Source organism: Massilia sp. NBRC 108631 (assembly GCF_059704565.1).
Genome location: NZ_BAAKJE010000261.1, coordinates 108,699 through 132,395, shown reverse-complemented (window position 1 = coordinate 132,395; position 23,697 = coordinate 108,699). Strand labels below are relative to the sequence as shown.

Sequence of the window (23,697 nt, the reverse complement as noted above, 5' to 3'; positions counted from 1 at the left end):
AAGCATGCTCACCGACAAGCCTCACTGCGTCCGGCCGCACGCCTGTTCTAAGTCCGCCCTATGACGCCGGTCCCGGAAAGCGAGCTGAGCCGCATTTTTGAGACTTCGGGGTCTGACCCCGAGTGGGGGGAAATGCGGCTCAGGCTGTGTGGGAGTTAGCTGATGGTGACAGTAGGAGCACCGGCGGTGACGGTGGCGGTGGTGGTGCGGGCGATCACGGTGGCGGGGGCGGCGGCGCCGACGAGCTTGTTCACTTGCTTGAACTGGGCGACCAGCTTGCCGGGCGTAAGCGTGACCACCGTGTAGCCTTGGGCGTCGGTGTTGAGGTGCTTGAGCCAGGGATTGTTGCCTAGCCCGGCGAGCTGCTGGGCCAGCGGCAGTAGCTGGCCGACGAAGCCGCTGTCGGCTTTGAGGCCGGCCAGCAGCGCCGCCACCGTCGCGTCCAGCTGCGCTTCGGGCAGGCTGCGCGCCAGCGCGCCACGCAGTTGCACGCGCACTTGGTCGAGCAGGCTGTCAAGCGTCGGGGCGGCTTTGCCCATGGTGTAGTCGAGCAGGTTGACGCTGATGCCGACACTCCCCAAACCCGGCACCGGCAAGCTTAACGGGTACGAGACCAGGGTGGCCAGGTCGCCCAGGCTGGCGGCGGCGTCCTTCAGGTAGGTGAAGAAGGAGTCGGAGCTGATGCCAGCCGATACCAGGTCCACCATCACCGGCGTGCCGCCGCCCGCCGCGTCGTAGTCGTCGTGCACGGCGCCGGCGAAGAAGGAGTGGATGTCGCCGGTCAGCGCGACCACGTTGGCCACGCTGTTGGCCTTCAAATGCGCCATCAGCGCTTTGCGCTCGCCGTTGTAGCCGTCCCATTGGTCGCAGTTGAGCAGGAAGCGGCGGAAGTATGGCGCCAGCGCGGCTTGCTTGCCGGACGAGGTCACGTAGGGCGATTCGACTTTCTTGGCGATGATGTCGGGCTTGATCCAGCCAAAGGCGATGAATTGCGCTGCTGCCGCGGCGGCTGCGGCGGACGTGCCGCCGGCTGCCAGGGCATTGCTGGCGGCGCCGAACGCGGCGACAGCCACGCTGGCGGCGCCGGCGCCCAGGCCGGCGGCGGCCGCAGCGCCGATCTGGGCGCTGGTGTCCTTGCCGGCTGCGGCCGCCGTGGCGATGGCGCTGGCGCCGGCCTGCGCTTGCGCCGGCGCGGCGCCTGCGGTGGTGGCGGCCACGATGGCGGAGGCCAGCGGCACGCTGCCGCCGGCCAGCGGCGCGGTGCTGCCGATGGAGCCGGCCAGCGGGGTGACGGCGCCAAGCGCCAGCAGGGTGGCGATGGCGTCGGTGCCGCTCAGGCCCATGCGCAGCAGCGACACTTCGTTGCCCCACAGCTTCCAGGTGGCGCTGGCGGACTTCATCTTGTCCATCCACCAGGCGCGCTGGGTGTTGCCGAGCATGCTTACCAGGGTCAGCGGGTCGCTGCCGGCTTTGCCGGCGGCGGCGATCTTGGCCGCTTCGGCGCCGTTGTAGATGTCCTGCGCCACCATGTAGCGCGTGCCCACGCTGCCCAGCGGCGCGCCGGTGGCGGGATTGGGGCTCGATTCAGGGATGGCGTGGTCGGCGCGGTACAGGCGCTGGTCGGTCATCACCAGCTGCATCAGGGTACCGAACTGGAAGTCGCGGTAGATCTGGATGTTCTGGAAGCCGGTGCCGCTCATGTCCAGGCTGACGTCGGCCGGCATGTATTCGAACCAGGCCTGGTTGGCGTTGCGGCGCCGCTGCGGCGCGTGCACGTCCAGCGCGCCGGTCTGGCTGTCGTAAGTTTGCGTGTCCTGCCAGCCGTCGTCCGAGAATTCGTGGTCGTCCCAGATGGCGATGAAGGCGAAGCGCTCGTGCACCGCCTGCAGCCGGGTGTCGGTGCGGTATTTCTTGTACAGGTAGCGGTAGTCGGCCAGCGAACTGGCGTACTTGGCGCCGCTGCTGCCGCTCTTGTAGGTGCCGTCGGGCAGCTTGAGCGCGTCGTGCCGGGTTTCCACCGAGCCGACCTGGAAGCTCTCGCCCACGGTCTCGTAGATGTAGTCGCCCAGGTGGATGATGAAGTCGAGGGTTTCGTTGGCGGCGATGTGGCCCAGCGCGCCCCAGTGGTTGATGCTCCAGTCCTGGCAGGTGAGGTAGGCGAACTGCAGCTGCGCCACGCTGGCGCCGGCCGCCGGGGCGGTCTTGAAGCGCGCCACGTTGGAGCGCACCTCGCCGGCGGCGAACTGGTAGTAGTAGGTGGTGTTGGGCTGCAGGCCGGTGAGCTTGTGGCGGATGGTGTTGTCGTACTGCGCCTGGGCGGCCACCTTGATGTTGACCAGCAGGCTGCCGGCCAGCGCGGCGGGCGTGCCGATGGCTTTGCTGTTGTCCTCGCTGCTCACCAGCAGGCGCAGCACCACGTCCTCGCCGGCGGCCACCGTGGCCACCGGGTCGAGCGCGGACGCCACCACGCGGGTCCACAACAGGATGCTGTCGGCGCGCGGATCGCCGGAGGCCACGCTTTGCGGGAATTTCCAGCTGCTGCCGGTGGCGGGCGGCAGGCCGGGCTCGACATACTCGCCGCTGCCGCAGCCTGCCAGGCCGCCGGTGGCTGCCGATACGGTGATGAAGCCGCCGAATTTCAAGAACTGCCGTCTATCCATTTTGTTTCCGCCTACAAAATATAGTTTGGACGGAAAGCTTAGCAAAAACTTATTTCACGGCGGTGACAGCGGGGGCCTAAATTAGGTGACCCGGCGAGCCACAAAGGTCACGTCGGCGGCGGGTGAAAAGTGACCTTATGCTAAAATACCGGCCTCACTGGCATACCGTCGAAGGAAGATTGAACATGGCTGGACACAGCAAATGGGCCAATATCAAGCATAAAAAGGCTGCAACGGACGCGAAACGCGGCAAAATCTGGACGCGCCTGATCAAGGAGATCACCGTGGCGGCGCGCATGGGCGGCGGCGAGATCGCCACCAACCCGCGCCTGCGCCTGGCGGTGGACAAGGCGGCCGACGCCAATATGCCCAAGGACAACGTGCAGCGCGCCATCACGCGCGGCACCGGCGGCGAGGACGGCGCCAACTACGAGGAAGTGCGCTACGAGGGCTACGGCATCGGCGGCGCTGCCATCATCGTCGACTGCATGACGGACAACCGCGTGCGCACCGTGGCCGAAGTGCGCCACGCCTTCAACAAATACGGCGGCAACATGGGCACCGAGGGCTCGGTGGCCTTCATGTTCAAGCATTGCGGCCAGTTCCTGTTCGCGCCCGGCGTGGACGAGGACAAGCTGATGGAAGCGGCGCTGGAAGCGGGCGCCGAGGACGTGGTCGCCGACGAGGAAGGCGGCTTCGAAGTCATCTGCGGCCCGCACGATTTCTCCGCCGTCAAGGACGCGCTGGAAGCGGCCGGCTTCAAGGCCGAAGTGGCCGAGATCATCATGAAACCGGCCACCGAGACCGTGTTTACCGGCGATGACGCGGCCAAGATGCAAAAGCTGCTCGACGCGCTGGAAAACCTGGACGATGTGCAGGAAGTCTATTCCAACGCCCTGATCGAAGACTGATCGCGGCCTCCCCGTATTTCACGGCGGCCGCAGGGCCGCTCCCCAGTTTTACATTCGGAACGGTCCTATGAAAATTTTGGTAGTCGGCTCTGGCGGCCGCGAACACGCCCTGGCCTGGAAACTGGCCCAATCGGAACGCGTACAGATGGTGTACGTCGCCCCCGGCAACGGCGGCACTGCGCTCGACGGGCGCCTGCAGAACATCGGCATCACCGACCTGCACGAGCTGGCCGCGTTCTGCGAGAACGAGCACATCGCGCTGACGGTGGTCGGCCCGGAAACCCCGCTGGCCGGCGGCATCGTCAACCTGTTCCGCGCGCGCGGCCTGAAGGTGTTCGGCCCGACCCGCGAAGCGGCCCAGCTGGAATCGTCGAAGGACTTCGCCAAGGCCTTCATGCAGCGCCACGGCATCCCCACCGCAGAATACCAGACCTTCTCGGACGTGAAACAGGCCCACGCCTACATCGACGCCAAGGGCGCGCCCATCGTCATCAAGGCCGACGGCCTGGCTGCCGGCAAGGGCGTGGTGGTGGCCATGTCGCTGGAAGAAGCGCACCAGGCGGTGGACCACATGCTGGCCGATAACCGCTTCGGCGACGCCGGCGCGCGCATCGTGATCGAGGAATTCCTGGCCGGCGAGGAAGCGTCCTTCATCGTCATGTGCGACGGCAAGAACATCCTGCCGCTGGCCACCTCGCAGGACCACAAGCGCCTGCAGGACGCCGACCAGGGTCCGAACACCGGCGGCATGGGCGCGTACTCGCCGGCCCCGATCGTGACCCCGGCCATGCATGCGCGCGTGATGCGCGAGATCATCAACCCGACCATCGCCGGCATGCACAAGGACGGCATCCCGTTCACCGGCTTCCTGTACGCCGGCCTGATGATAGACGCGGCCGGCAACCCGAAGACGCTGGAATTCAACTGCCGCATGGGCGACCCTGAAACGCAACCCATCATGTCGCGCCTGAAGACGGACCTGCTGACGGTGATGGAACATGCCGTCAACGGCACGCTGGACGCGGTGGAACTGGAATGGGACCGCCGCACCGCCGTGGGCGTGGTGCTGGCCGCCGCCGGCTACCCGGACAGCCCGGTCAAGGGCGACATCATCGACGGCATCCCGGCCGAAACGCCGGAATCGGTCACCTTCCACGCCGGCACCGTGCATGTGGACGGCAAGCTGGTGACCAACGGCGGCCGCGTGTTGTGCGTGGTGGGCCTGGGCGACAGCATCAAGATGGCGCAGAAGCAGGCCTACGAGGCGGTCGACAAGATCCACTTCGACGGCATGCAGTACCGCAGCGACATCGGCTGGCGTGGCCTGAAGCACTGAAATTCCGGGGCCAGGCCCAGCGGGTCTGACCCCGGCCCCTCCCGGGATGGTACAATCCTCCCCTTCCACTTTTTCCCCACCGCACGATGTCGTCTTCGCCCTCCCCTGCCGCCGTCAAGGATTACCTGCTCGACCTGCAGAACCGCATCGTGCAGGCGCTGGAGCAGCTGGACGGCGTGCCCTTCCTGCGCGACGCGTGGGACCGCCCGGAAGGCGGCGGCGGCATTTCGCGCCTGGTGGAAGAGGGCAATGTGCTGGAACGCGGCGGCTGCAATTTCTCGCACGTGATGGGGGCGGCCCTGCCGCCGTCCGCCGCTGCGGCGCGCCCGGAACTGGGCGGACGCGCGTGGGAGGCCACCGGCGTGTCGCTGGTGCTGCATCCGCGCAATCCGTACGCGCCCACGGTGCACATGAATGTGCGCTTTTTCAGCACCAGCGCGGCCGACGGCACGCCGGTATGGTGGTTCGGCGGCGGCATGGACCTGACGCCGTACTACGGCTTCGAGGAGGACGCGCGCCATTTCCACCAGACCTGCGCCGGCGCCCTGGCGCCTTATGGCGATGACCTGCACCCGCGCTTCAAGCGCTGGTGCGACGAGTATTTTTACCTGAAACACCGCAAGGAAGCGCGCGGCGTGGGCGGCATCTTCTTCGATGACTTCAACGCCGCCGGTTTCGAGCAGAGCTTCGCCATGGTGCGCAGCGTGGGCGACGCTTTCCTGGCCGCCTACCTGCCGCTGCTGGAGCGCCGCAAGGACACCCCATACGGTGACCGCGAGCGCGACTTCCAGGCTTACCGGCGCGGCCGCTACGTCGAATTCAACCTCGTCTTCGACCGCGGCACGCTGTTCGGCCTGCAGTCCGGCGGGCGCACCGAAGCCATCCTGATGTCGATGCCGCCGATCGTGAAATGGCGCTACGACTGGCATCCCGAGCCCGGTTCGCCGGAAGCGGCGCTGTACACCGACTTCCTGCCGCACCGCGACTGGCTGGCGTAGTGCACAAGCGCGTGCCTGAGGCCATGCAGCCCTTCCCGGCCCGCCGCATCGCCCTGCTGGGAGGCACATTCGATCCGGTACATGAAGGCCATGTTGCGCTGGCGGCGCATTTCATGCGCTTGCTGCAGGCCGACGAGCTGATCGTCATGCCGGCGCTGCCGTGGCAGAAGGCGGCGCTCAAGGCCACGCCGGCACAGCGCGCCGAGATGGTGGAACTGGCCTTCGCCGGCCAGCCCTTTCCGGTGACGGTGGACCGGCGCGAGCTGGAACGCGGCCGGCCGACCTACACGGTGGACACGCTGCGCGGGCTGCGCGCCGAACTGGGGCCGCAGGCCTCCATCGCTTTTCTGATGGGCGCCGACCAGCTGCAGCGGCTGGACACCTGGCATGACTGGCAGGCGCTGTTCGGGCTGGCCCACCTGTGCGTGGCGGCCCGCCCCGGCTTCCGGCTGGACGCCCTGCCCCCGGCAGTGGCACAAGAATTCGCCCGGCGCGCGGCTGCGCCGGAGCAAATAGGAAAATCGCCGTCTGGACTGACGTGCATGGCGCCCGATTTGGCGCTGGATATATCAGCCACCGGCATTCGTGCGGCATTACAACGCGGAAATGGGCGAGTCTCGCCAGCCTTACTTATTCCGCCGGTGGTGCTAGACTATATTGAACAACATAATCTTTACAAAGAATAATGGATATTAAAAAACTGCAAACCCTCGTCGTGGACGCCCTGGAAGATGTCAAAGGCCAGGAAATCGCGCTGTTCGACACCACCCACCTGACCAGCCTGTTCGACCGCATCGCCATCGTGTCCGGCACCTCGAACCGCCAGACCAAGGCGCTGGCCGCTTCGGTGCGCGACAAGGTGAAGGCCGCCGGCGGCGACGTCATCGGCATGGAAGGCGAGGACACCGGTGAATGGGTGCTGGTCGACCTGGGCGACATGATCGTCCACATCATGCAGGCGCCGATCCGCGCTTACTACCGCCTGGAAGAGATCTGGGGCGACAAGCCGGTGAAACTGGGCGCGGCCAAGCGCAAGTCCACCACCGAAGGCGCCGAAGCTGCCGCGCCGAAGAAAGTGTCCGGCCACCTGGCCGCCGGCAAGACCGAGAAGGCCGCCGAGCCGGTCATCGAGAAGAAGGCCCCTGCCGCGCGCAAGCCCGGCGTGACCAAGGCCAAGCCGAAAGCGGCAGCCGCCGACGACGCCGTGGCCAAAAAGCCACGCAAGAAGGCCGCCGCCCCGGCGATCGATCCGTCCATCCCGGAAGGCAAGAAGATCAAAGTGGGCGCCACCAAGTCGCTGACCGCGTCGACCAAGGCCAACCGCGAAGAGAAGGCCAAGGTCGCCTCCAAGCTGAAGGCGGCCGCCGAAGCGCCGGCCAAGACGGTCATCAAGCGCCTGAAAAAAGCCGCTGCCGAGTAAGGTGGTTCAGTGCAGCTGATTATTGCCGCGGTCGGCCACAAGATGCCGGCCTGGATCGAGTCCGGCTTCGCCGAGTACACCAAGCGCATGCCGCCCGAGCTGCGCATCGTGCTCAAGGAAATCAAGCCGGTGGAGCGCTCCGGCAGCAAGACCGCCGCCACCGCGATGGCGCTGGAACGCGAGCGCATCGAGGCGGCGCTGCCCAAGTCGGTGCGCATCATCGCGCTCGACGAGCGCGGCAAGGACTTGACCAGCGTCGGCCTGTCCCAGCAGCTGGAACTGTGGCAGCAGGACGGGCGCGACACGGCCTTCCTGATCGGCGGCGCCGACGGGCTGGACCCGGCCCTGAAGGCCAAAGCCGAAGGCCTGATCCGCATCTCCAGCATGACGCTGCCGCACGGGATGGTGCGCGTGATGCTGGCCGAGCAGTTGTACCGCGCGTGGACCATCACGCAGAACCACCCTTATCATCGCGTCTAGAACGGTGAAGGCATCAACTATGAAACCGGTCGACAAGAAGATCTACCTGGCCTCCAAGAGTCCGCGCCGGCGCGAGTTGCTGCGCCAGATCGGCGTCGATTTCGAACTGCTGCTGCTGCGCAGCGACGGCCCGCGCGGCGCCGACGTCACCGAAGAGGTGCTGCCGGGCGAACAGGCCTACGACTACGTGGGCCGCGTGGCGGCTGAAAAGGCGGCCTTCGCGTGGAACCTGGTGCAGCGCCGCCACCTGGTGTCGCGCCCGGTGCTGGCGGCCGACACCACCGTCACGGTGGACGGCGCCATCCTCGGTAAGCCGGCCAGCAATGCCGAAGCGGTGGCCATGCTGGAGCAGCTGTCGGGCCGCACCCACCAGGTGATGACCGCCATCGCGGTGCACCACAACGGCCTGGCGCTGCAGGTCACGCAAGTGTCCGACGTGCGCTTCGGCCAGCTCTCGCCCGCCTCCATCCAGGCCTATTGCGCCACCCAGGAACCCTACGACAAGGCCGGCGGCTACGGCATCCAGGGCCTGGCCTCGCTGTTTGTCGAGCATATCGAAGGCAGCCATTCGGGCATCATGGGCCTGCCGCTGTACGAAACGGCGCAATTGCTGCGCCAGGCAGGTTTGCCGTTGCCCTGAGGGCGTGTATGATCTTTGTTCAACACAACAGCGGCAGCACCACATGAACGAAGACATCCTCATCAACATCACCCCGCAAGAGACCCGGGTCGCCCTGATACTGCAGGGCGCCGTGCAGGAACTGCACATCGAGCGCACCCTGACGCGCGGCCTGGCCGGCAACGTCTATTCGGGCAAGGTGGTGCGGGTGCTGCCGGGCATGCAGTCCGCCTTCATCGACATCGGCCTGGAACGGGCCGCCTTCCTGCACGTGGCCGACATCTGGGAAGCCCGCCCGCACGACGGCCAGAACGCCGCCCCCACCCCGATCGAGAAGATCCTGTTCGACGGCCAGGTGCTGACGGTGCAGGTGATCAAGGACCCGATCGGCACCAAGGGTGCGCGCCTGTCGACGCAGATTTCGATCGCCGGCCGCATGCTGGTGTATCTGCCGCAGGACAACCACATTGGCGTGTCGCAGAAGATCGAGAAGGAAAGCGAGCGCGAATCGCTGCGCACGCGCCTGCAGGCGCTGCTGCCGGCCGAGGAAAAAGGCGGTTACATCGTGCGTACCCAGGCCGAGGACGCGTCCGACTCCGACCTGGCGGCCGACGTCGACTACCTGCGCAAGACCTGGGGCGCCATCACGCACGGTGCGCGCACCCTGCCCGCCACCAGCCTGCTGCACCAGGACTTGAGCCTGGCCCAGCGCGTGCTGCGCGACTTCGTGCACGACGAAACCGCCACCATCCAGGTGGACTCGCGCGAGAACTACATCGCGCTGACCGACTTCGGCAAGACCTATACCCCCAGCGTGCTGCCGCGCCTGCAGCACTACACCGGCGAGCGTCCGCTGTTCGACCTGTACGGCGTGGAGGAAGAGATCCTGCGCGCGCTGGGCCGGCGCGTGGACCTCAAGTCCGGCGGCTACCTGATCGTCGACCAGACCGAGGCCATGACCACCATCGACGTCAACACCGGCGGCTTCGTGGGCGGGCGCAACTTCGCCGACACCATCTTCAAGACCAACCTGGAAGCGGCGCACGCGATCGCGCGCCAGCTGCGGCTGCGCAACCTGGGCGGCATCATCATCCTCGACTTCATCGACATGGAAAACGCCGAGCACCGCGCGGCGGTGCTGCTGGAGCTGAAAAAGACGCTGGCGCGCGACCGCACCAAGGTATCGGTGAGCGGCTTCTCGGCGCTGGGGCTGGTGGAGATGACGCGCAAGCGCACCCGCGAATCGCTGGCCCACATCCTGTGCGAGCCCTGCCCGGCCTGCGCCGGCAAGGGCCAGGTCAAGACCTCGCGCACCATCTGCTACGAAATCCTGCGCGAACTGCTGCGCGAAGCCAAGCAGTTCAACCCGCGCGAATTCCGCATCCTCGCCTCGCAGGAGGTGGTGGACCTGTTCCTGGAAGAGGAATCCCAGCACTTGGCCATGCTGGGCGACTTCATCGGCAAGAAAATCTCGCTGCAGGTGGAGAACTCCTACCACCAGGAACAGTACGACGTGATTTTGATGTGAATTACAGCTACTGGAAATTCACGATCAACGCGCGCTCCCTGTTTAACTGCATCCCCGCTGGCACCCTGGCCGTGCCGGCGGCGTTCAGCACCTTATGCCGATACGGCCGGGGCAAAGTTTCCCAACAAATCAGGCCGCGCAGTGCACACGGTTGCGGCCGGCTGCCTTGGCGGCGTACAGGGCCTGGTCGGCCGCTTCCACCAGCGCGGTGGCGGCGGACGGGCCGCTGCCCGGCTGCGGCACCAGCGCGGCCACGCCGGCGCTGACGGTGACCACCCCGGCCGGGCCGCCCGCGTGCGGGATGCGCAGCTCCTCGATGGCCTTGCGGATGCGCTCGGCCACCGCCTGCGCGCCGGCCACGCCGGTCTGCGGCAGCAGCACCCCCACCTCTTCGCCGCCGTAGCGTGCGGCCAGGTCGCCCGGCCGCTTCGGGGTCTGCGCGCGGATGGTTTTGCTGATCGCGCGCAGGCAGTCGTCGCCGGCGCTGTGGCCGTACAGGTCGTTGTACTGCTTGAAGCAATCCACGTCCAGCATGATAAAGGCCAGCTCGCTGCCGTCGCGCCCGGCGCGGGCGAACTCCTTGCCCAGGGTGACGTCGAACTGGCGCCGGTTGGCCAGCCCGGTCAGTCCGTCCTGCAGCGCCAGCTTTTCCAGCGTGCGGTTCAGGCTTTCGAGCGCGTCGCGCGCCTGCAGCAGTTCCTGCTCGGCCTGCAGGCGCAGCTCCATCTGCTGGATCAGGCGCTTGCCAAACAGCCCTAGCAGCAGGGCCAGCAGCAGCACGCCGAACGAGTGCAGCAGGGTGTCGCGCCGCCAGCCTTCCAGCACTTCGTCGCGCGACAGGGCCGCCGTCACGAACAGCGGATAGCGCTCCAGCACACGGTAGCTGTTCAGGCGCAGTTCGCCGTCCTGGGTGGAGCGGAAGGAGCCGCCGCCATCCTGGCGCGAGGCGCTGAACTGGCGGTAGATGGGCGTGTTGACGATGCTCACCCCGACCCGGTTTTCGTCGAACGGCCGGCGCACCAGCATGGTCCCTTCCTTGTGCAGCAGCGCCACCGCGCCGCGCTGCCCCACGTCCAGGCTGCGGTAGAAGCGGTCGAAGTAGTCGAGCTCGATGGTGGCCAGCGCCACGCCGGCGAAGCTGCCGTCCGGGCGCTTCAGGCGGCGCGACACCGGCACTATCCACTTGCCGGTGGAGCGGCTCACCACCGGCACGCCGATGTGCGGGCCGCTGTCGCTGTGGGTGCGGTGGTATTCGAAGTACTCGCGGTCGGCGTTGTTGTAGGCCAGGTTCATCACCGGGCGCGAATTGACCACCCAGCGTCCGGCGTCGTCGTACACGAACAGGCCGTTCAGCTGCGGCAGGCGCGCCACTTGCGCCACCATCAGCCGGTGCAATCGCTGCTGGCTGACCGCGTCGGGCGCCAGCCCGCCGTCGCTTTCGATCCGCTCGACGATGTCGAGCAGCACGGTGTCGGCGGCGGTGATGGTGTCGTCCGCGTGCTGCGCCATCGAACGCGCCAGGTTGGCGGTGGCGCGCTCGGAGGCGGCCAGCAGCTCGCCGCGCGCGTTCAGGCTGCGCCAGCCGTCGATCGCCAGCAAAGACAGGCAGACCACGGCGACGAACACGGTGGCCCAGAAAGTAATCGGAAGCCGCTTCAGCATAGCCATCCTATGGACGCCCGCCGGGCCGCAGCCGGCCGGCGGCAACTGTCTTTATACCGCACTCACGGATGAGCCGCCAGCATCGGCTGCAAGGTCTGCCACACCTGTTGCGGGGCGATCTTTTGCATGCAGTCGTGGTGGCCCAGCGGGCATTCGCGCTGCTTGCAGGGCGCGCACGCCAGCCGCAGCGAGATGGACGCGGCCACGTCGGCAAACGGCGGCGCGTGGCCGGGATCGGTGGGCCCGTAGATGGCGATCACCGGCCGGTTCAGCGCGGAGGCGATGTGCAGCAGGCCGGAGTCGTTGCTGACCACGGCGCCGGCGTGGGCGATCAGCGCCACCGCCTCGGCCAGGCTGGTGGCGCCGGCCAGGTTGAACAGCGCCGGCGCCGGCACGCCCTGCGCGGCCGCTGCGGCCACAGCGGCGTCGGCCAGCTGGGTGCACGCTTCCTTGTCCTTCGGCGAGCCCAGCAAGGCGATCTGCGCCTGAGGGTGCGCCGCCGCAATGGCTTGCGCCAGGCCGGCGAAATGGGTGGCGGGCCAGCGCTTGGCCGAGCCGAATTCGGCGCCGGGCGCGAACGCGACCAGCGGGCGCTGCGGGTCCAGCCCGGCGCGCGCGCAGGCGGCGGCGATCTGCTCGGCGCTCACCTGCAGCACCGGCCGCGGCACCGGCTGCAGCGGCGCCTGCGGCGCGCGCGCCAGCGCCGCGTAGAACGGCACCATGGGGCGCGGCGGCACGTCGTCGAAGTGCATCACGTTGATCAGGCCGTAACGGCTTTCGCCCTTGTAGCCGACCCGCTGCCGGATGCCGGCCAGCCACGGGATCAGCGCGTATTTGAGCGTGTTGGGCAGCACGTAGGCGGCCGCGTAGCCGCGCTTGCTCAGCTGGCGCGCATAGCGCCAGCGTTCGCGCAGTTGCAGCGGGCCGTGGCGGAACGGGGTTTCCAGCACCTGGTCCACCTCGGCCATCTGGCGCCACACCGGCGCCACCGAAGGCGGCGCCAGCACGTCGATGGGACGCTCCGGATGGGCCGCGCGCAGCAGCGCCAGCAGCGGCTGCGCCATCACGGCGTCGCCGATCCAGTTGGGCGAAATGACCAGGGTGCGCGGCATCGGCACGGCGCTCATCGCGCATGTCCCTCGTCCTGCGCGTTCAGGCAAAAGCCCATCAGCAGGAACAGCATCTGTACATAGAACATGGTGCTCAGTATGGACCAGAAAATGACTTCGGTCAGGCCGAAGCTGAAGTAGCCGATCACCAGCAGCAGGCCGGCCAGCGCAGGGGCGGTGACGGCCGGGCTGGCCGACTCATGGGTGCGCAAGATGCGCAGGAAGAACAGGAACGGCGCCAGCATGCTGAACAAATAGACCAGCAGCCCCGGGATGCCGCCGTACACCAGCACGTGCACCATGTCGCTGTGGAAGTGCTCGGCTTGCAGCACGAAAGGCTGCAAACGGCCGGCGGCCACGTCGCGCGCCAACTCGGCCTGGATCTCCTTGGTGCTGGAAATGCGCCACGGATGCTGCGCAGCCAGCGCCAGCCCGCCCTTCCATAGCTCCAGGCGGATGCCGACATTGGTGTCTTCACGGCCGCCGTCGAAGTAGGAGGTCACATCCTGCACACCCTGCTGGACCCGCTCGCGGGTACCGGTCTGCTCAACGAAGTAAGTGCTCACCAGCAGCAGCAGCACCAGCGCCGCCAGCAGCTTGGAAGCGCGGCTGCGCAGGAAATGGCCGTACTTGATGAACAGCAAGATGGCGAACAGCACCGCGATCCAGCCGCCCCGGGTGCCGGTGGCCACCGAGCCGAGCAGGCCGGCCAGCGCGCCCAGCGCCGGCCATGCCGCCTGCCGGCCCTTGAAGTCGAGCACCGCAGCCAGGCACATCATGCCCATGCAGAGCTGAATATCGCCAAATGTTATAGAATTAATAAGGCCGCCCGGGCGCGAGATACCCAGGCCCCAGCGCTGGTAGCAAATGAACACGGCGCCGCCCATGGTGCCGGCGATCAGGCCCCACCACAGCGCCTTGCGGCGCGGACGGCACGCCAGCACAGCCAGCAGTACGGTAACGCAAAAGAAAATGCGCGCCGGTTTCTCCAGTGCGCGCAATTGTATGTCGGGATGCAACAATAGACCCGCCAGGGCAAAGGCGAAACTGGCAGCAAACGCTGTTAAAACGAGACGAACCTCAGTAAGATGACGCAAAAAGCCGGGTTTCGCAGTGCGCCAGCAGTACAAACCGGCCAGCAGGAAGGCAAACCCGATGGCGCTGACGCCCCATCGCGTGATGAGCGTCAAGGCGGGCAGCAGGAAAATCAGACTGTGGATGAGATAAGATAGTGCGTTGTCTTGCAGAATGTTTTTTTTTGTAAAAGATTTATTCATTAATGTTTTGTGAGCTTATTCTTGCAAAATCAGCACAGGCAGCATCCACTTCATGCAACAAGCGTCAAAAATTTCTGTCATCATCACGACCTACAACCGGCCCGACGCCCTGGCGGCAGTGCTGGAGGCCTGCTTCTGCCAGGACGATAATCAATTCGAAATCATTATCGCTGATGACGGCTCCACCCACAACACGCGCCAGTGCGTGGAGAATCTGAAGCGCCGTTCGCCGGTGCCGCTGCTGCATGTATGGCAGCCCGACAAGGGTTTCCGCGCCGCGCGCGCGCGCAACCAGGGCATCCTGGCCGCCAGCGGCGACTACATCGTGTTCCTGGACGGCGACTGCATGCCGCAGCCGAGCTTCATCAGCCAGCACCGCAAGCTGGCCAAGCCGGGCTACCTGGTGACCGGCAGCCGCGTGCTGCTCAGCCCCGGCTACACCTTGCGCCTGCTGGCCGAGCGCATCAACCTGCGCGGCCTGACCTTGTGGGACAAGCTGAAACTGCGCCTGACCGGCGACCTGAACAAATTCCTGCAAACCGTGCTGACCCTGCCCGATGTGGGCCGCGAAAGCCGCCGCTTCAGCTGGCGCCGCATCAAGAGCTGCAACCTGGGCGTGTGGCGCAGCGACCTCGATACCGTCAATGGATTCGACGAGAGCTTCCAGGGCTGGGGCCACGAGGATTCCGACCTGGTGGTGCGCCTGTTCAACGCCGGCGTGATGCGCAAGGAAGGCGCGTTCGCCACCGAGGTCTACCACCTGTGGCACAAGGAAAACGAGCGCAGCCTGGAAGACCGCAACCGCCACATCGTGCTGCAGCGCGCGGCCGACAAGACGGTGCGCGCGGTGCAAGGCCTGCGCCAGCCGCCGGCGGTGTCGCCGGTCCCGGCGCCGGCTGGCGCGCCGGCCGCCACGCCCAGCGGCACGCAGCGCCCGGCCGCGCCGGCCAACGACACCTTGCCCACCAACGCCCCCACCAACCTGGCCGCAGCCAGCAATTCCTGAGCCTGCCAAGCCGCGTTCGCCGCGCCGCCGCTGCACCGCCCCCCGCTACACCGCCGCTACGCGTCGTCCTGCAGCGCGATGCGCACCAGGTCGGCCACATTGCCCACGCCCAGCTTGCCCATCAGCCGCGCCTTGTGCACTTCCACCGTGCGCACGCTGATGCCCAGCGCCGGCGCGATCTCGCGGTTATGCCGCCCCAGCACCACCAGCTGCATCACTTCGCGCTCGCGCGGCGTCAGTTCGCGCAGCAGCGCGCGGTGGTCTTCGCGCGCGCGGGTCTGGCTGCGCTGGCGCGCCTCGGACGAAAACGCTTCGTCGATGGCGGCCACCAGCTTGGCGTCGTCGAACGGCTTCTCCAGGAAATCCAGCGCGCGCGCCTTGAAGGCGGCGCGCGCCAGCGCCACGTCGGCATGGCCGGTGACGATGACGATGGGGATGCGGTTGCCCAGCTGCGCCAGGCGCTGCTGCAGCGCCAGGCCGTCCATGCCGCCCATGCGGATGTCGATCACCAGGCAGCCGGCCCACTCCGGCCGCCAGGCCTGCAGCAAGGCTTCGCCGCTGGCGAACACGGCGGTGCGGTAGCCGCGCACGCCAAGCAACAGGCCCAGCGCGTCGCGCACGGCGGGATCGTCATCGACAATAAATACAGTCAGGTCCATGCCACTATTCTCCAGATTCGCCTTCCAGTTCCAGCGCCGGAAGTATAAAGCGGAATATGCCGTGGCCGGCCACTTCGGCCCACAGTTTTCCGCCATGCGCTTCGATGATGGCGCGGCTCAGCACCAGCCCCAGGCCCAGGCCGCTGGACTTGGTCGACACGAAAGGCTCGAACAGGCGCCGCGCCAGCGCCTCGGACACCCCGGCGCCGCTGTCCTCGACCGTGATGCGCAGCCGCGCGCCGTCCAGCGCGCGCGCCGACAAGGTGATGCGGCGCTGGCCCGGCGGACAGGCGGCCACCGAATCGAGCGCGTTGGCCAGCAGGTTGCGCAGCACCAGTTCCACCTGGATGCGGTCCGCCAGCACCGTCACCGGCGGCGCCTGCGCCACCGCCAGTTCCACGCCCTGCTCGCGGCACTGGCTGAAAAACTGCTGCGTGATGGCCGCCAGCAGCGTGCTGGCGGGCACCGGCTCCAGGCGCAGCGCGCCGGTGCGGAAAAAGTCGCGCAGGCGCCGCACCACTTCGGCCGCGCGGCCCGATTCGATCACCATGCGCTGGATGGCGCCCTTCAGCAGTTCGCCCGTCTCGCCCCGCTCCAGCAGGTGCTCGCAGGCCTTGCCGTAGGCTGACAGCGCCGTCATCGGCTGGTTCAGCTCGTGCGCCAGCGCGGCCGCCATTTCGCCGGCCGCCGCCAGCCGCAGCGTGTGTTTCAGCTCGTCGGCCACCTGGCGCCGCTCGTCGACCACGATGCCGATGAAAAAGGCCACCAGCGCCAGCACCGCGTCCAGCAATTGCAGCTCGGCCACCTCGAGGTCGACCGTGTTGGTCCAGCGCACCAGCGTGACGATGGCCAGCTGCAGCGTGAACACGATCAGCGCGGCGCCGTACACGCCCTGGCGGGCGGCGGCCCAGATCACCGGCAGGAACAGCAGATAGAAATGCTTGAACTCGGCGCGCGCGATGTGGCCGAACACGGCCGTGAGCATGCAGATGGCCAGCAGCAGATAGCCCAGGGTTTCCCAGCGCCACGCCGCGGCCCGCAGCCGCGAGCGGCTGTCCTCGCCGGCCAGCATCCAGATCAGCGGCATCGACACCATCACGCCTACCACGTCGCCGATGGCAAAGCGCCACACCGCCAGCGCGCCCTGCCCGGCCGGGATCAAGCCGGCCGACGACAGCAGCGCCACATAGGCCACCGCGTTGAGCAGGGTGCCGGCCGCCACCGCCGCCAGCCAGGTCAGCAGCCGGTCGCGGTTGTCGAACATGGCGCTGGTGCTGAAATTGCGCCGCAAGCCTTCGCCGATCAAGCCGTAGCCCAGCGTCAGGCTGAGCGCGCCCAGCAAGGTATGCAGCGCCCCGGCCGGCATGCCGCGCAGCCAGACGTCACCCAGCAGCAAGGCCGCGAACCACGGCAGCGCGGCTTTTTTTCCGTAGCGCAGCCAGTACACCAGGCCCAGCGCCGGGTCCGGATTCCAGGGCGTGATGTTCAGGCCGTACAAAGGGTCGACATAGGTCAGCCAATCCAGCAGCAGGTACAAAGCCAGAAACACCAGCCCGTGCCAGCTTGCCCATCCCGCCCCGCGCTGCGCCATGTAAGTGTTCCCCCTAAGCTGATCCGCCAATTGTCAGTGTGCTATGCCACGGCTAATATTTCTGATTGTAACGCACTGTTTCCTACGGCCCAGCCCACGCCGCCTTTATCACTCCCGCACTACCCAATTGGAGCACCGAACAACATGCAGGCTATCACCCTCCGCGCCGGGCTGGAACGGAAATCCCTTCCCTCAATGGCATGCGCCGCCGTCAAGCTGCAGGCGCGCGCGCTGGCCCATCCGCTGCTCACGCGCGGCTGGCTGCAGCTGCTCAATTCACATGGCGCGCTGCGCGAACTGGCGCATTTGCAGCCGCGCCTGCTGCACAAGATTTACCGGCCCTACCTGAGCAGCCGCCTGGACCGCCCGCAGCGGCTGGCGGCGCTGGCTTCCCACTACCGCTTCGTGCTGCAGCACGGCTTGGCCGACACCGTGGCGCACGCCGTGCGCGGCCCGCTGGTGCTGGCCAGCTTCGAAGGCAAGTCCGGCGCCGCCTACCAGGTGGACCTGCGCGCCATCGTGCCGATGGAGCGCGAGGGCGAACTGGTGCTGCAGTTGCGCTGCGGCGCCACCCTGGTGTATTCGGTGGCGTTCTCCTTCCTGGCCGACGGATCGCAGTCCAGCGCGGCCAGCGTGGGCGTGGGCTGCCTGCAAGGGCCGCAGTGCGGCGCCGGCCTGGAGCTGGCGCGCGCCGCCACGCGCGACCTGCACGGCCTGCGCCCGAAACAACTGCTGCTGCGGCTGGTGCAGCAGCTCGGCTATGCCTATGGCTGCAGCCAGGTGCTGCTGGTGGGCAATGACAACCGCGCCGTGCTCAAGCAAATCCGCAAGGGACGCGTGCACGCCGACTACAACGCCTTCTGGCTGGAAATGGGCGCGCAGCGGCGCGCCGACGGCGACTACGCGCTGGCCTGCGGCCCGCTGCAGGCGCCGCTGCTGGATGAAATTGCGTCCAAGAAGCGCTCGGAGGCGCGCAAGCGCCACGAGCTGCTGGCCGGCGTGGCCGACGCCGTGGTGGAAAACTTTGCGCAGCGCGGCGCGCCGATCCCACGCGAGCGCGGTAGAATCGCAGCACGAGCGCCGGCCAGCGAGCCGGCAAGTGTGCTGGCAACAGAACTGGCGATCGAGCTGGTTACCACCCCGGGAGGATGCAATGCGATTGGATATCTACCGACGAGCGGAACATGACGGCCTGTTTTCCTACCTGGCTGTGCCGGAAGGCAAGCCGATTCCCCAGGAAGCCATCAACACCGACTGGCAGGCCGCCAGCCTGGCGCTGGAAGTGGACGACGGGGCCGATGCCCTGCCCGATTTCCACATCGAGCGGCCGCACCAGCAAATCGGCGCCAAGGGCTATGCCATCACCAGCGTGAAAGACGCCAGGCCGCCGCAGGGCTAAGCTCAGCCCTGCGCTTAGCCGTAAGGCGTGTACTCGAAGCCGTTCTGGATGGCGCCGATCACCTGGGCCTGGTTTTCCGGGCTCTCGCTGAAATCGGCCAGGATGGCGTCCCGGGTGGTCACATTGCCGTTCAGCGCGTCGAGCCAGAAGTTAAAGCCGCTCTGGTCCGGCGTGCGGTGCAGGATGTTGCTGTACAGCCGCGTGATGAAGTCGAAATTGCTCACGTTGGTGCCGTACAGCTTGCCGAACTCGGGACTGCCGATGAAATCGTTCGCCACCTGGCGCAGCGTTACGCCGTCGTCCAGCGCCTTCAGCCAGAAGCCCAGGCCCACCGAATCGGGCGCGCGGTCGAACGCCGCCTGGTAGATGCGGTAGGCCTTGCCGCCGTTGCCGGCGATATCGACCGCGTAGGACGCGCCGCCAAAGTTCAACCGCTCCACGCCGCTCAGCGTGTCGCTGCCGCCGCTGCCCTGCAGGTCCGTCACCGTCACCACGCCGTTGGCCACGGCCACGCTGTGGCCCGCCCTGCCGCCGGCGAAATAGGCGCTGTCGATGCCGGCGCCGCCGTTCAGCACGTCGTTGCCGCCGCCCCCTTCCAGCCTGTCATTGGCCCCGCCGGCCGTCAGCGTATCGTTGCCGGCGGTGCCGGTCAGATAACGCCCGCCGCGCACCGAGTTGATGCCCAGCGCGCCGCCCAGGCCATCGCCGCCATACAGCCAGTTCAAGGCCGCCAGGTCGTACGGACTGTACGTCGTATACGGTCCGCCGGCGTCGGTGTAGGACATCAGCGTGTAGGCCGTGCTGTCGGTATCCGACGGCAGCTGGATGGCGCCCTCGAACGGATGCTTCAGGCCCAGCATGTGGCCGATCTCATGCAACAGCGTCTCGCCGCCCGGGCCGCCGTTCAGGCTGGCGTTCTGGCTGCCCCATTGCACATTGTCGAGGTAGATATAGGCGCCCGGCTTGAAGTCGGCCAGCTGGTTGTCGGGCATATAGGAATATTCCACGTTCCAGCTGCACAGGCCGGAATACTGCGGCTCGGTGAGGTCGGCATTGCTGAAATGGACCTGGGCGTCGCTGCCGACGCCGGTTTCCTGGAAGCGGATGCCGGTCACCTGGCTGACGTAGGCCAGCGTGTCGCGCGTGGCGGCCTGCTGGGCAAAGGAGAAGGCGGACGGCGCGCCGCGCAGGCTGTTATTGCCTGTCTGCATGCCGCTCGCAGTGGAGAAGGTGTAACTGATGACGTTGCCGGCGGACGGCATCACATAGTTCCAGCCGGGCCCGTTATCGAGCAGGGCGTCGATATGGTTGTAGCCAGTCAGCGGGGCCTTGGTTGCTTCGTTAACAGTTGCCATGGTGGAAGGGAATGAATTGATCTGGCCCACAGTATTTCCCGGGGCCATGACCTTGTCAATTGTAAATTACTTAATACTGTGATTTACACCCGGCATGCCAAACGAGCTCAATGCTAGTACTCCACCGCCACTTCGCGCGCGCCCAGCACCTGCTCCAACGACAGCTTGAGCGCATCCGACGGCGCCACGCGCCACTCCTCGCCCAGCTGCACCACGCAGTCCACGCCCTGCGGCTTGACGCGCATGGCCACCGGCAGGCCGTTGACGTCGCGGTGCGGCGCCAGCACTTCCTGCAGCTTGGCCGGCGCCACCGTGGTCGGCATGGTCCAGCCGAACTGCTGGCCGAACTGGCTGCGCGCGGCAATGATGTCGTACACCTTCTCGGCCGAGATGCGCAGGCCGCCCGAGAAGCGGTCTTCCGACACCTTGCCCACCACGGCCAGGAATTCGTCGTCCTTGAACATGCGCTTGTTCTCGTCGAACACCTCGCTGTACACGGTCACCTCCACCACGGCGGTCTTGTCGTCCAGCGTGACGATCCACAGCTTGCCGCGCTGCGTCATCTGCGGGCGCATGCCGGTGATCACGCCGCTCATCATGCGCGGCTCGCGCGACGGCTCCAGGTCGGACAGCTTGGTGCGCGAGAAGCGGCGCGCCTCCTGCGCGTAGGAGTCATACATGTGGCCGGACAGATAGAAGCCCAGCGCGATCTTTTCCTCGGCCAGCTTCTGGCGGTCGGTGAACGGCGCGGCCTTCACGTACTCGGGCGGCGCCACCAGGTCGGAATCGTCGCCGCCGAACAGCGACACCTGGTTGGCTGCCTTGGCCTCCTGGTCCGCGCACTCCATGGCGAAGGTGACGGAGGCCAGCAGCACGGCGCGGTCCACGCCCAGGCAGTCGAACGCGCCCGAACGGATCAGCGCTTCGATGGTGCGGCGGTTGATCTGCTTCTTGTCGACCCGCTTGCAGAAGTCGAACAGGCTGACGAACGGCCCGCCCGACTCGCGCGCGGCAATGATGGCTTCGATGGCGTTCTGGCCGGCGCCCTTCACGCCGCCCAGGCCGTAGCGGATCTGCGTGACTTTTTTGCCGGTGACCGAAGGCGCTTCGCCGTCCGGACGGAAGCGGTAGGCCGACTTGTTGATGTCCGGCGGCAGCACGGTCAGGCCGCAGATGTCGATCGAGTCCTCGACCAGGATCTTCACCTTCTCGGTGTCGTCCATGGCCAGCGACATGTTGGCTGCCATGAACGCGGCCGGATGGTGCGCCTTCAGGTAGGCCGTGTGGTAGGACAGCAGCGCGTAGGCGGCGGCGTGCGACTTGTTGAAGCCGTAGCCCGCGAACTTTTCCATCAAGTCGAAGATCTCGTCGGCCTTTTCGGCGCTCAAGCCATCCTTGGCGGCGCCGGCGCGGAAGATCTCGCGGTGCTCGGCCATCTCTTCGGCTTTTTTCTTACCCATCGCGCGGCGCAGCATGTCGGCGCCGCCCAGCGAGTAGCCGCCGACGATCTGCGCCATCTGCATCACCTGCTCCTGGTACACCATGATGCCGTAGGTTTCGGACAAGATGGACTCGGTGCGCGGATCGGGATAGTCGAAGCGTTCGCCGTGTTTCCGTTTGCAGAAGTCGGGGATCAGGTCCATCGGGCCCGGACGGTACAGCGCCACCAGCGCGATGATGTCCTCGAAACGGTCGGGACGGGCGTCCTTCAGCATGCCCTGCATGCCGCGCGACTCAAGCTGGAATACGGCGACCGTCTTGGCCTTGGTCAGCAGCTCGTAGGACGGGCGGTCGTTCAGCGGCAGCTTGGCCAGGTCGAAGTCCGCCATGGCCGGATCGAGATCCTTGATGTAGTTCACCGCGCGGTCCAGGATGGTCAGCGTGGTCAAGCCCAAAAAGTCGAACTTCACCAGGCCCACGGCCTCCACGTCGTCCTTGTCGTACTGCGACACCACGCCGCCGTCGCCGCCCTGGGTGTACAGCGGGCAGAAGTCGGTCAGCTTGCCGGGGGCGATCAGCACGCCGCCGGCGTGCATGCCGATGTTGCGGGTGATGCCCTCCACCTGCTGCGCCAGGTCCAGCAGCTGGCGCACCTCCTCCTCGTTCTGCTGGCGCTCCTTCAGCATCGGTTCTTCCTCGATCGCCTCGGCAATCGAGACCGGCTTGCCCGGCTTGAACGGGATCAGCTTGGACACGCCGTCGCAGAACATATAGCCGAAGTCCATCACGCGGCCCACGTCGCGGATAGCGCCCTTGGCCGCCATGGTACCGAAGGTGGCGATCTGCGACACCGCGTGGTGGCCGTACAAGTCCTTCACGTGCTGGATCACGCGGTCGCGGCCTTCCTGGCAGAAGTCAATATCGAAGTCGGGCATCGATACGCGTTCGGGGTTCAGGAAACGCTCGAACAGCAGGTTGTACTTCAGCGGGTCCAGGTCGGTAATCAGCAGCGCGTACGCCACCAGCGAGCCGGCGCCCGAACCCCGGCCCGGCCCCACCGGCACGCCGTTTTCCTTGGCCCACTGGATAAACTCGGCCACGATCAGGAAGTAGCCGGGGAACTTCATGTTGCAGATGGTGTCGGTCTCGAACTTCAGGCGCGCCTCGTAGCGCGGGCGCTCGGCCTCGCGCTTGACCGGGTCCGGATACAGGTGCTCCAGGCGCGCTTCCAGGCCTTTCTTCGATTCGGCCACCAGGAACTCGTCGATGGTCATGCCGGGCGGGGTCGGGAAGTTCGGCAGCTGCGGCTTGCCCAAGGTAAGCGTGACGTTGCAGCGCTTGGCGATTTCCACCGAATTTTGCAGCGCGGCAGGCAGGTCGGCGAACAGCGCGCCCATTTCGGCCTGCGTCAGGAAACGCATTTGCTCGTTGTAGCGCTTGACGCGCTTGGCGTTGGCGATCATTTCGCCGTCGGCGATACAGATGCGCGCCTCGTGCGCGATGAACTCGTCCGGCGACATGAACTGCACCGGGTGCGTAGCCACCACCGGCAGGCCCAGCTTGGCCGCCAGCGCCACCGAATGGCGCACCTGCGCCTCCTGGTTGGCCTGGCCGGCGCGCTGGATCTCGACGTAGAAGTGGCCGGGGAAGATGGCGGCCCACTTGCGCGCCTGGCGCTCGGCCAGCTCCAGGTTGCCGTTGTCGATGGCCGCGCCGATGTCGCCGTACTGCGCGCCGGACAGCGCGATCAGGCCGTTGTCGGTGCGTTCGTTGGGCAGCAGCTCGTAGGTCTTGCTGGCGCGCTCCGCCAGCCATTCGGTGCGGATCTCGGCGCGGCCCTTGTACTGGTTGGTGAGCCAGGCGGTCGACAGCAGTTCGCACAGCTGCAGGTAGCCCATGCGGTTTTTTGCCAGCAGCAGCAGGCGCGAGGGCTTTTCGCGGTTGTCGTCATTGGTGATCCACACTTCGCAGCCGATGACCGGCTTGATGCCCTTGCCGCGCGCGGACTTGTAGAACTTGACCATGCCGAACAGGTTGCCCAGGTCGGTGACCGCGAGCGCCGCCTGCTTGTCCTTGGCGGCGGTGGCGATCAGGTCATCGATGCGCACCAGGCCATCGACGATGGAGTACTCCGAGTGCACGCGCAGGTGCACAAAAGCCGGACCCTGCGGTTGAGGCGCAGCGGCTACGGCGCCGCCATCTTGTTCGATTACCATCATGTTCATGCTGCTGCTCGCCAGTGTTCCA

Annotated in this window: 19 protein-coding genes; 11 read left to right on the top strand and 8 right to left on the bottom strand. The window is 66.8% G+C overall.

What is annotated here, in order from left to right:
* Positions 1 to 155: 155 nt before the first annotated feature.
* Positions 156 to 2,660, bottom strand: coding sequence for an alkaline phosphatase D family protein (locus AC6H42_RS28620; protein ID WP_497549492.1), 2,505 nt, complete (start codon positions 2,658 to 2,660; stop codon positions 156 to 158).
* A 185-nt stretch (positions 2,661 to 2,845) separates the two neighbouring features.
* Here AC6H42_RS28620 and AC6H42_RS28615 point away from each other — a divergent pair, with 185 nt between their 5' ends.
* From AC6H42_RS28615 to rng, 8 genes are all read left to right on the top strand, one after another.
* Positions 2,846 to 3,571, top strand: a complete 726-nt coding sequence (locus AC6H42_RS28615) for a YebC/PmpR family DNA-binding transcriptional regulator (RefSeq protein WP_497549491.1) — start codon at positions 2,846 to 2,848, stop codon at positions 3,569 to 3,571.
* Between the two features lie 67 nt (positions 3,572 to 3,638).
* A complete protein-coding gene (gene purD / locus AC6H42_RS28610) occupies positions 3,639 to 4,907 on the top strand; it encodes a phosphoribosylamine--glycine ligase (RefSeq protein ID WP_057154547.1) in 1,269 nt (422 codons plus the stop codon).
* Between the two features lie 86 nt (positions 4,908 to 4,993).
* Positions 4,994 to 5,905 (top strand): oxygen-dependent coproporphyrinogen oxidase, encoded by a 912-nt coding sequence (gene hemF, locus AC6H42_RS28605; RefSeq protein ID WP_497549490.1) that lies wholly within the window; start codon positions 4,994 to 4,996, stop codon positions 5,903 to 5,905.
* Positions 5,906 to 5,928: 23 nt separating this feature from the next.
* Positions 5,929 to 6,591 carry a nicotinate-nucleotide adenylyltransferase gene (locus tag AC6H42_RS28600; protein ID WP_497549517.1) on the top strand — a complete coding sequence of 221 codons (663 nt, stop codon included), beginning with the start codon at positions 5,929 to 5,931 and terminating at the stop codon, positions 6,589 to 6,591.
* A complete protein-coding gene (rsfS, locus tag AC6H42_RS28595) occupies positions 6,591 to 7,325 on the top strand; it encodes a ribosome silencing factor (protein ID WP_057154545.1) in 735 nt (244 codons plus the stop codon). Before AC6H42_RS28600 ends, rsfS begins: the two co-directional genes overlap by 1 nt.
* Before the next feature lie 9 nt (positions 7,326 to 7,334).
* Positions 7,335 to 7,805 carry a 23S rRNA (pseudouridine(1915)-N(3))-methyltransferase RlmH gene (gene rlmH / locus AC6H42_RS28590; RefSeq protein ID WP_057154544.1) on the top strand — a complete coding sequence of 157 codons (471 nt, stop codon included), beginning with the start codon at positions 7,335 to 7,337 and terminating at the stop codon, positions 7,803 to 7,805.
* Between the two features lie 19 nt (positions 7,806 to 7,824).
* The gene (locus tag AC6H42_RS28585; protein ID WP_057154543.1) at positions 7,825 to 8,445 is read left to right on the top strand and encodes a Maf family protein; all 621 of its coding nucleotides are present in this window, start codon (positions 7,825 to 7,827) and stop codon (positions 8,443 to 8,445) included.
* Positions 8,446 to 8,488: 43 nt separating this feature from the next.
* Positions 8,489 to 9,952 (top strand): ribonuclease G, encoded by a 1,464-nt coding sequence (gene rng, locus AC6H42_RS28580; RefSeq protein WP_057154542.1) that lies wholly within the window; start codon positions 8,489 to 8,491, stop codon positions 9,950 to 9,952.
* Positions 9,953 to 10,081: 129 nt separating this feature from the next.
* On the opposite strand, the gene AC6H42_RS28575 is transcribed toward rng, so the two are convergent.
* The 3 genes from AC6H42_RS28575 to AC6H42_RS28565 form a co-directional block, all read right to left on the bottom strand.
* Positions 10,082 to 11,614, bottom strand: coding sequence for a GGDEF domain-containing protein (locus tag AC6H42_RS28575; RefSeq protein WP_497549489.1), 1,533 nt, complete (start codon positions 11,612 to 11,614; stop codon positions 10,082 to 10,084).
* Between the two features lie 62 nt (positions 11,615 to 11,676).
* A complete protein-coding gene (gene waaF, locus AC6H42_RS28570) occupies positions 11,677 to 12,726 on the bottom strand; it encodes a lipopolysaccharide heptosyltransferase II (RefSeq protein ID WP_057154571.1) in 1,050 nt (349 codons plus the stop codon).
* Positions 12,727 to 12,737: 11 nt separating this feature from the next.
* Positions 12,738 to 13,742 carry an O-antigen ligase family protein gene (locus tag AC6H42_RS28565; RefSeq protein WP_497549488.1) on the bottom strand — a complete coding sequence of 335 codons (1,005 nt, stop codon included), beginning with the start codon at positions 13,740 to 13,742 and terminating at the stop codon, positions 12,738 to 12,740.
* A 310-nt stretch (positions 13,743 to 14,052) separates the two neighbouring features.
* On the opposite strand from AC6H42_RS28565, the gene AC6H42_RS28560 reads away from it, so the two are divergent.
* Positions 14,053 to 15,006 (top strand): glycosyltransferase family 2 protein, encoded by a 954-nt coding sequence (locus tag AC6H42_RS28560; RefSeq protein WP_082551699.1) that lies wholly within the window; start codon positions 14,053 to 14,055, stop codon positions 15,004 to 15,006.
* 56 nt (positions 15,007 to 15,062) lie between these two features.
* Here the strand turns inward: AC6H42_RS28560 and AC6H42_RS28555 are convergent, their stop codons facing one another.
* Positions 15,063 to 15,665 carry a response regulator transcription factor gene (locus AC6H42_RS28555; RefSeq protein ID WP_497549487.1) on the bottom strand — a complete coding sequence of 201 codons (603 nt, stop codon included), beginning with the start codon at positions 15,663 to 15,665 and terminating at the stop codon, positions 15,063 to 15,065.
* A gap of 4 nt (positions 15,666 to 15,669) precedes the next feature.
* On the bottom strand, positions 15,670 to 17,256 hold the full coding sequence (locus AC6H42_RS28550; RefSeq protein ID WP_057154538.1) for a sensor histidine kinase: 1,587 nt from the start codon (positions 17,254 to 17,256) through the stop codon (positions 15,670 to 15,672).
* Positions 17,257 to 17,451: 195 nt separating this feature from the next.
* Here AC6H42_RS28550 and AC6H42_RS28545 point away from each other — a divergent pair, with 195 nt between their 5' ends.
* Together AC6H42_RS28545 and AC6H42_RS28540 are read left to right on the top strand one after the other, a co-directional pair.
* Positions 17,452 to 18,444 carry a DUF535 family protein gene (locus AC6H42_RS28545; RefSeq protein ID WP_057154537.1) on the top strand — a complete coding sequence of 331 codons (993 nt, stop codon included), beginning with the start codon at positions 17,452 to 17,454 and terminating at the stop codon, positions 18,442 to 18,444.
* Positions 18,410 to 18,655: a DUF6139 family protein gene (locus AC6H42_RS28540; RefSeq protein ID WP_057154536.1), complete on the top strand. Its 246-nt coding sequence runs from the start codon at positions 18,410 to 18,412 to the stop codon at positions 18,653 to 18,655. The genes AC6H42_RS28545 and AC6H42_RS28540 overlap by 35 nt, the downstream gene beginning before the upstream one ends.
* Positions 18,656 to 18,669: 14 nt before the next feature.
* Here AC6H42_RS28540 and AC6H42_RS28535 read toward each other — a convergent pair whose 3' ends face one another.
* The gene (locus tag AC6H42_RS28535) at positions 18,670 to 20,010 is read right to left on the bottom strand and encodes a DUF4214 domain-containing protein (protein ID WP_157200869.1); all 1,341 of its coding nucleotides are present in this window, start codon (positions 20,008 to 20,010) and stop codon (positions 18,670 to 18,672) included.
* Between the two features lie 113 nt (positions 20,011 to 20,123).
* Positions 20,124 to 23,669 carry a DNA polymerase III subunit alpha gene (dnaE, locus tag AC6H42_RS28530; protein ID WP_497549516.1) on the bottom strand — a complete coding sequence of 1,182 codons (3,546 nt, stop codon included), beginning with the start codon at positions 23,667 to 23,669 and terminating at the stop codon, positions 20,124 to 20,126.
* Between the last annotated feature and the right edge of the window lie 28 nt (positions 23,670 to 23,697).

Coding starts and splice junctions, on each gene's coding strand:
- AC6H42_RS28585 (WP_057154543.1), top strand. CDS start 7,825: ATGAAACCGGTCGACAAGAAGATCTACCTGGCCTCCAAGAGTCCGCGC.
- AC6H42_RS28535 (WP_157200869.1), bottom strand. CDS start 20,010: ATGGCAACTGTTAACGAAGCAACCAAGGCCCCGCTGACTGGCTACAAC.
- dnaE (WP_497549516.1), bottom strand. CDS start 23,669: ATGATGGTAATCGAACAAGATGGCGGCGCCGTAGCCGCTGCGCCTCAA.
- AC6H42_RS28545 (WP_057154537.1), top strand. CDS start 17,452: ATGGCATGCGCCGCCGTCAAGCTGCAGGCGCGCGCGCTGGCCCATCCG.
- rng (WP_057154542.1), top strand. CDS start 8,489: ATGAACGAAGACATCCTCATCAACATCACCCCGCAAGAGACCCGGGTC.
- purD (WP_057154547.1), top strand. CDS start 3,639: ATGAAAATTTTGGTAGTCGGCTCTGGCGGCCGCGAACACGCCCTGGCC.
- AC6H42_RS28615 (WP_497549491.1), top strand. CDS start 2,846: ATGGCTGGACACAGCAAATGGGCCAATATCAAGCATAAAAAGGCTGCA.
- AC6H42_RS28560 (WP_082551699.1), top strand. CDS start 14,053: ATGCAACAAGCGTCAAAAATTTCTGTCATCATCACGACCTACAACCGG.
- AC6H42_RS28620 (WP_497549492.1), bottom strand. CDS start 2,660: ATGGATAGACGGCAGTTCTTGAAATTCGGCGGCTTCATCACCGTATCG.
- waaF (WP_057154571.1), bottom strand. CDS start 12,726: ATGCCGCGCACCCTGGTCATTTCGCCCAACTGGATCGGCGACGCCGTG.
- AC6H42_RS28540 (WP_057154536.1), top strand. CDS start 18,410: ATGCGATTGGATATCTACCGACGAGCGGAACATGACGGCCTGTTTTCC.
- hemF (WP_497549490.1), top strand. CDS start 4,994: ATGTCGTCTTCGCCCTCCCCTGCCGCCGTCAAGGATTACCTGCTCGAC.
- AC6H42_RS28600 (WP_497549517.1), top strand. CDS start 5,929: ATGCAGCCCTTCCCGGCCCGCCGCATCGCCCTGCTGGGAGGCACATTC.
- rsfS (WP_057154545.1), top strand. CDS start 6,591: ATGGATATTAAAAAACTGCAAACCCTCGTCGTGGACGCCCTGGAAGAT.
- AC6H42_RS28575 (WP_497549489.1), bottom strand. CDS start 11,614: ATGCTGAAGCGGCTTCCGATTACTTTCTGGGCCACCGTGTTCGTCGCC.
- AC6H42_RS28555 (WP_497549487.1), bottom strand. CDS start 15,665: ATGGACCTGACTGTATTTATTGTCGATGACGATCCCGCCGTGCGCGAC.
- AC6H42_RS28550 (WP_057154538.1), bottom strand. CDS start 17,256: ATGGCGCAGCGCGGGGCGGGATGGGCAAGCTGGCACGGGCTGGTGTTT.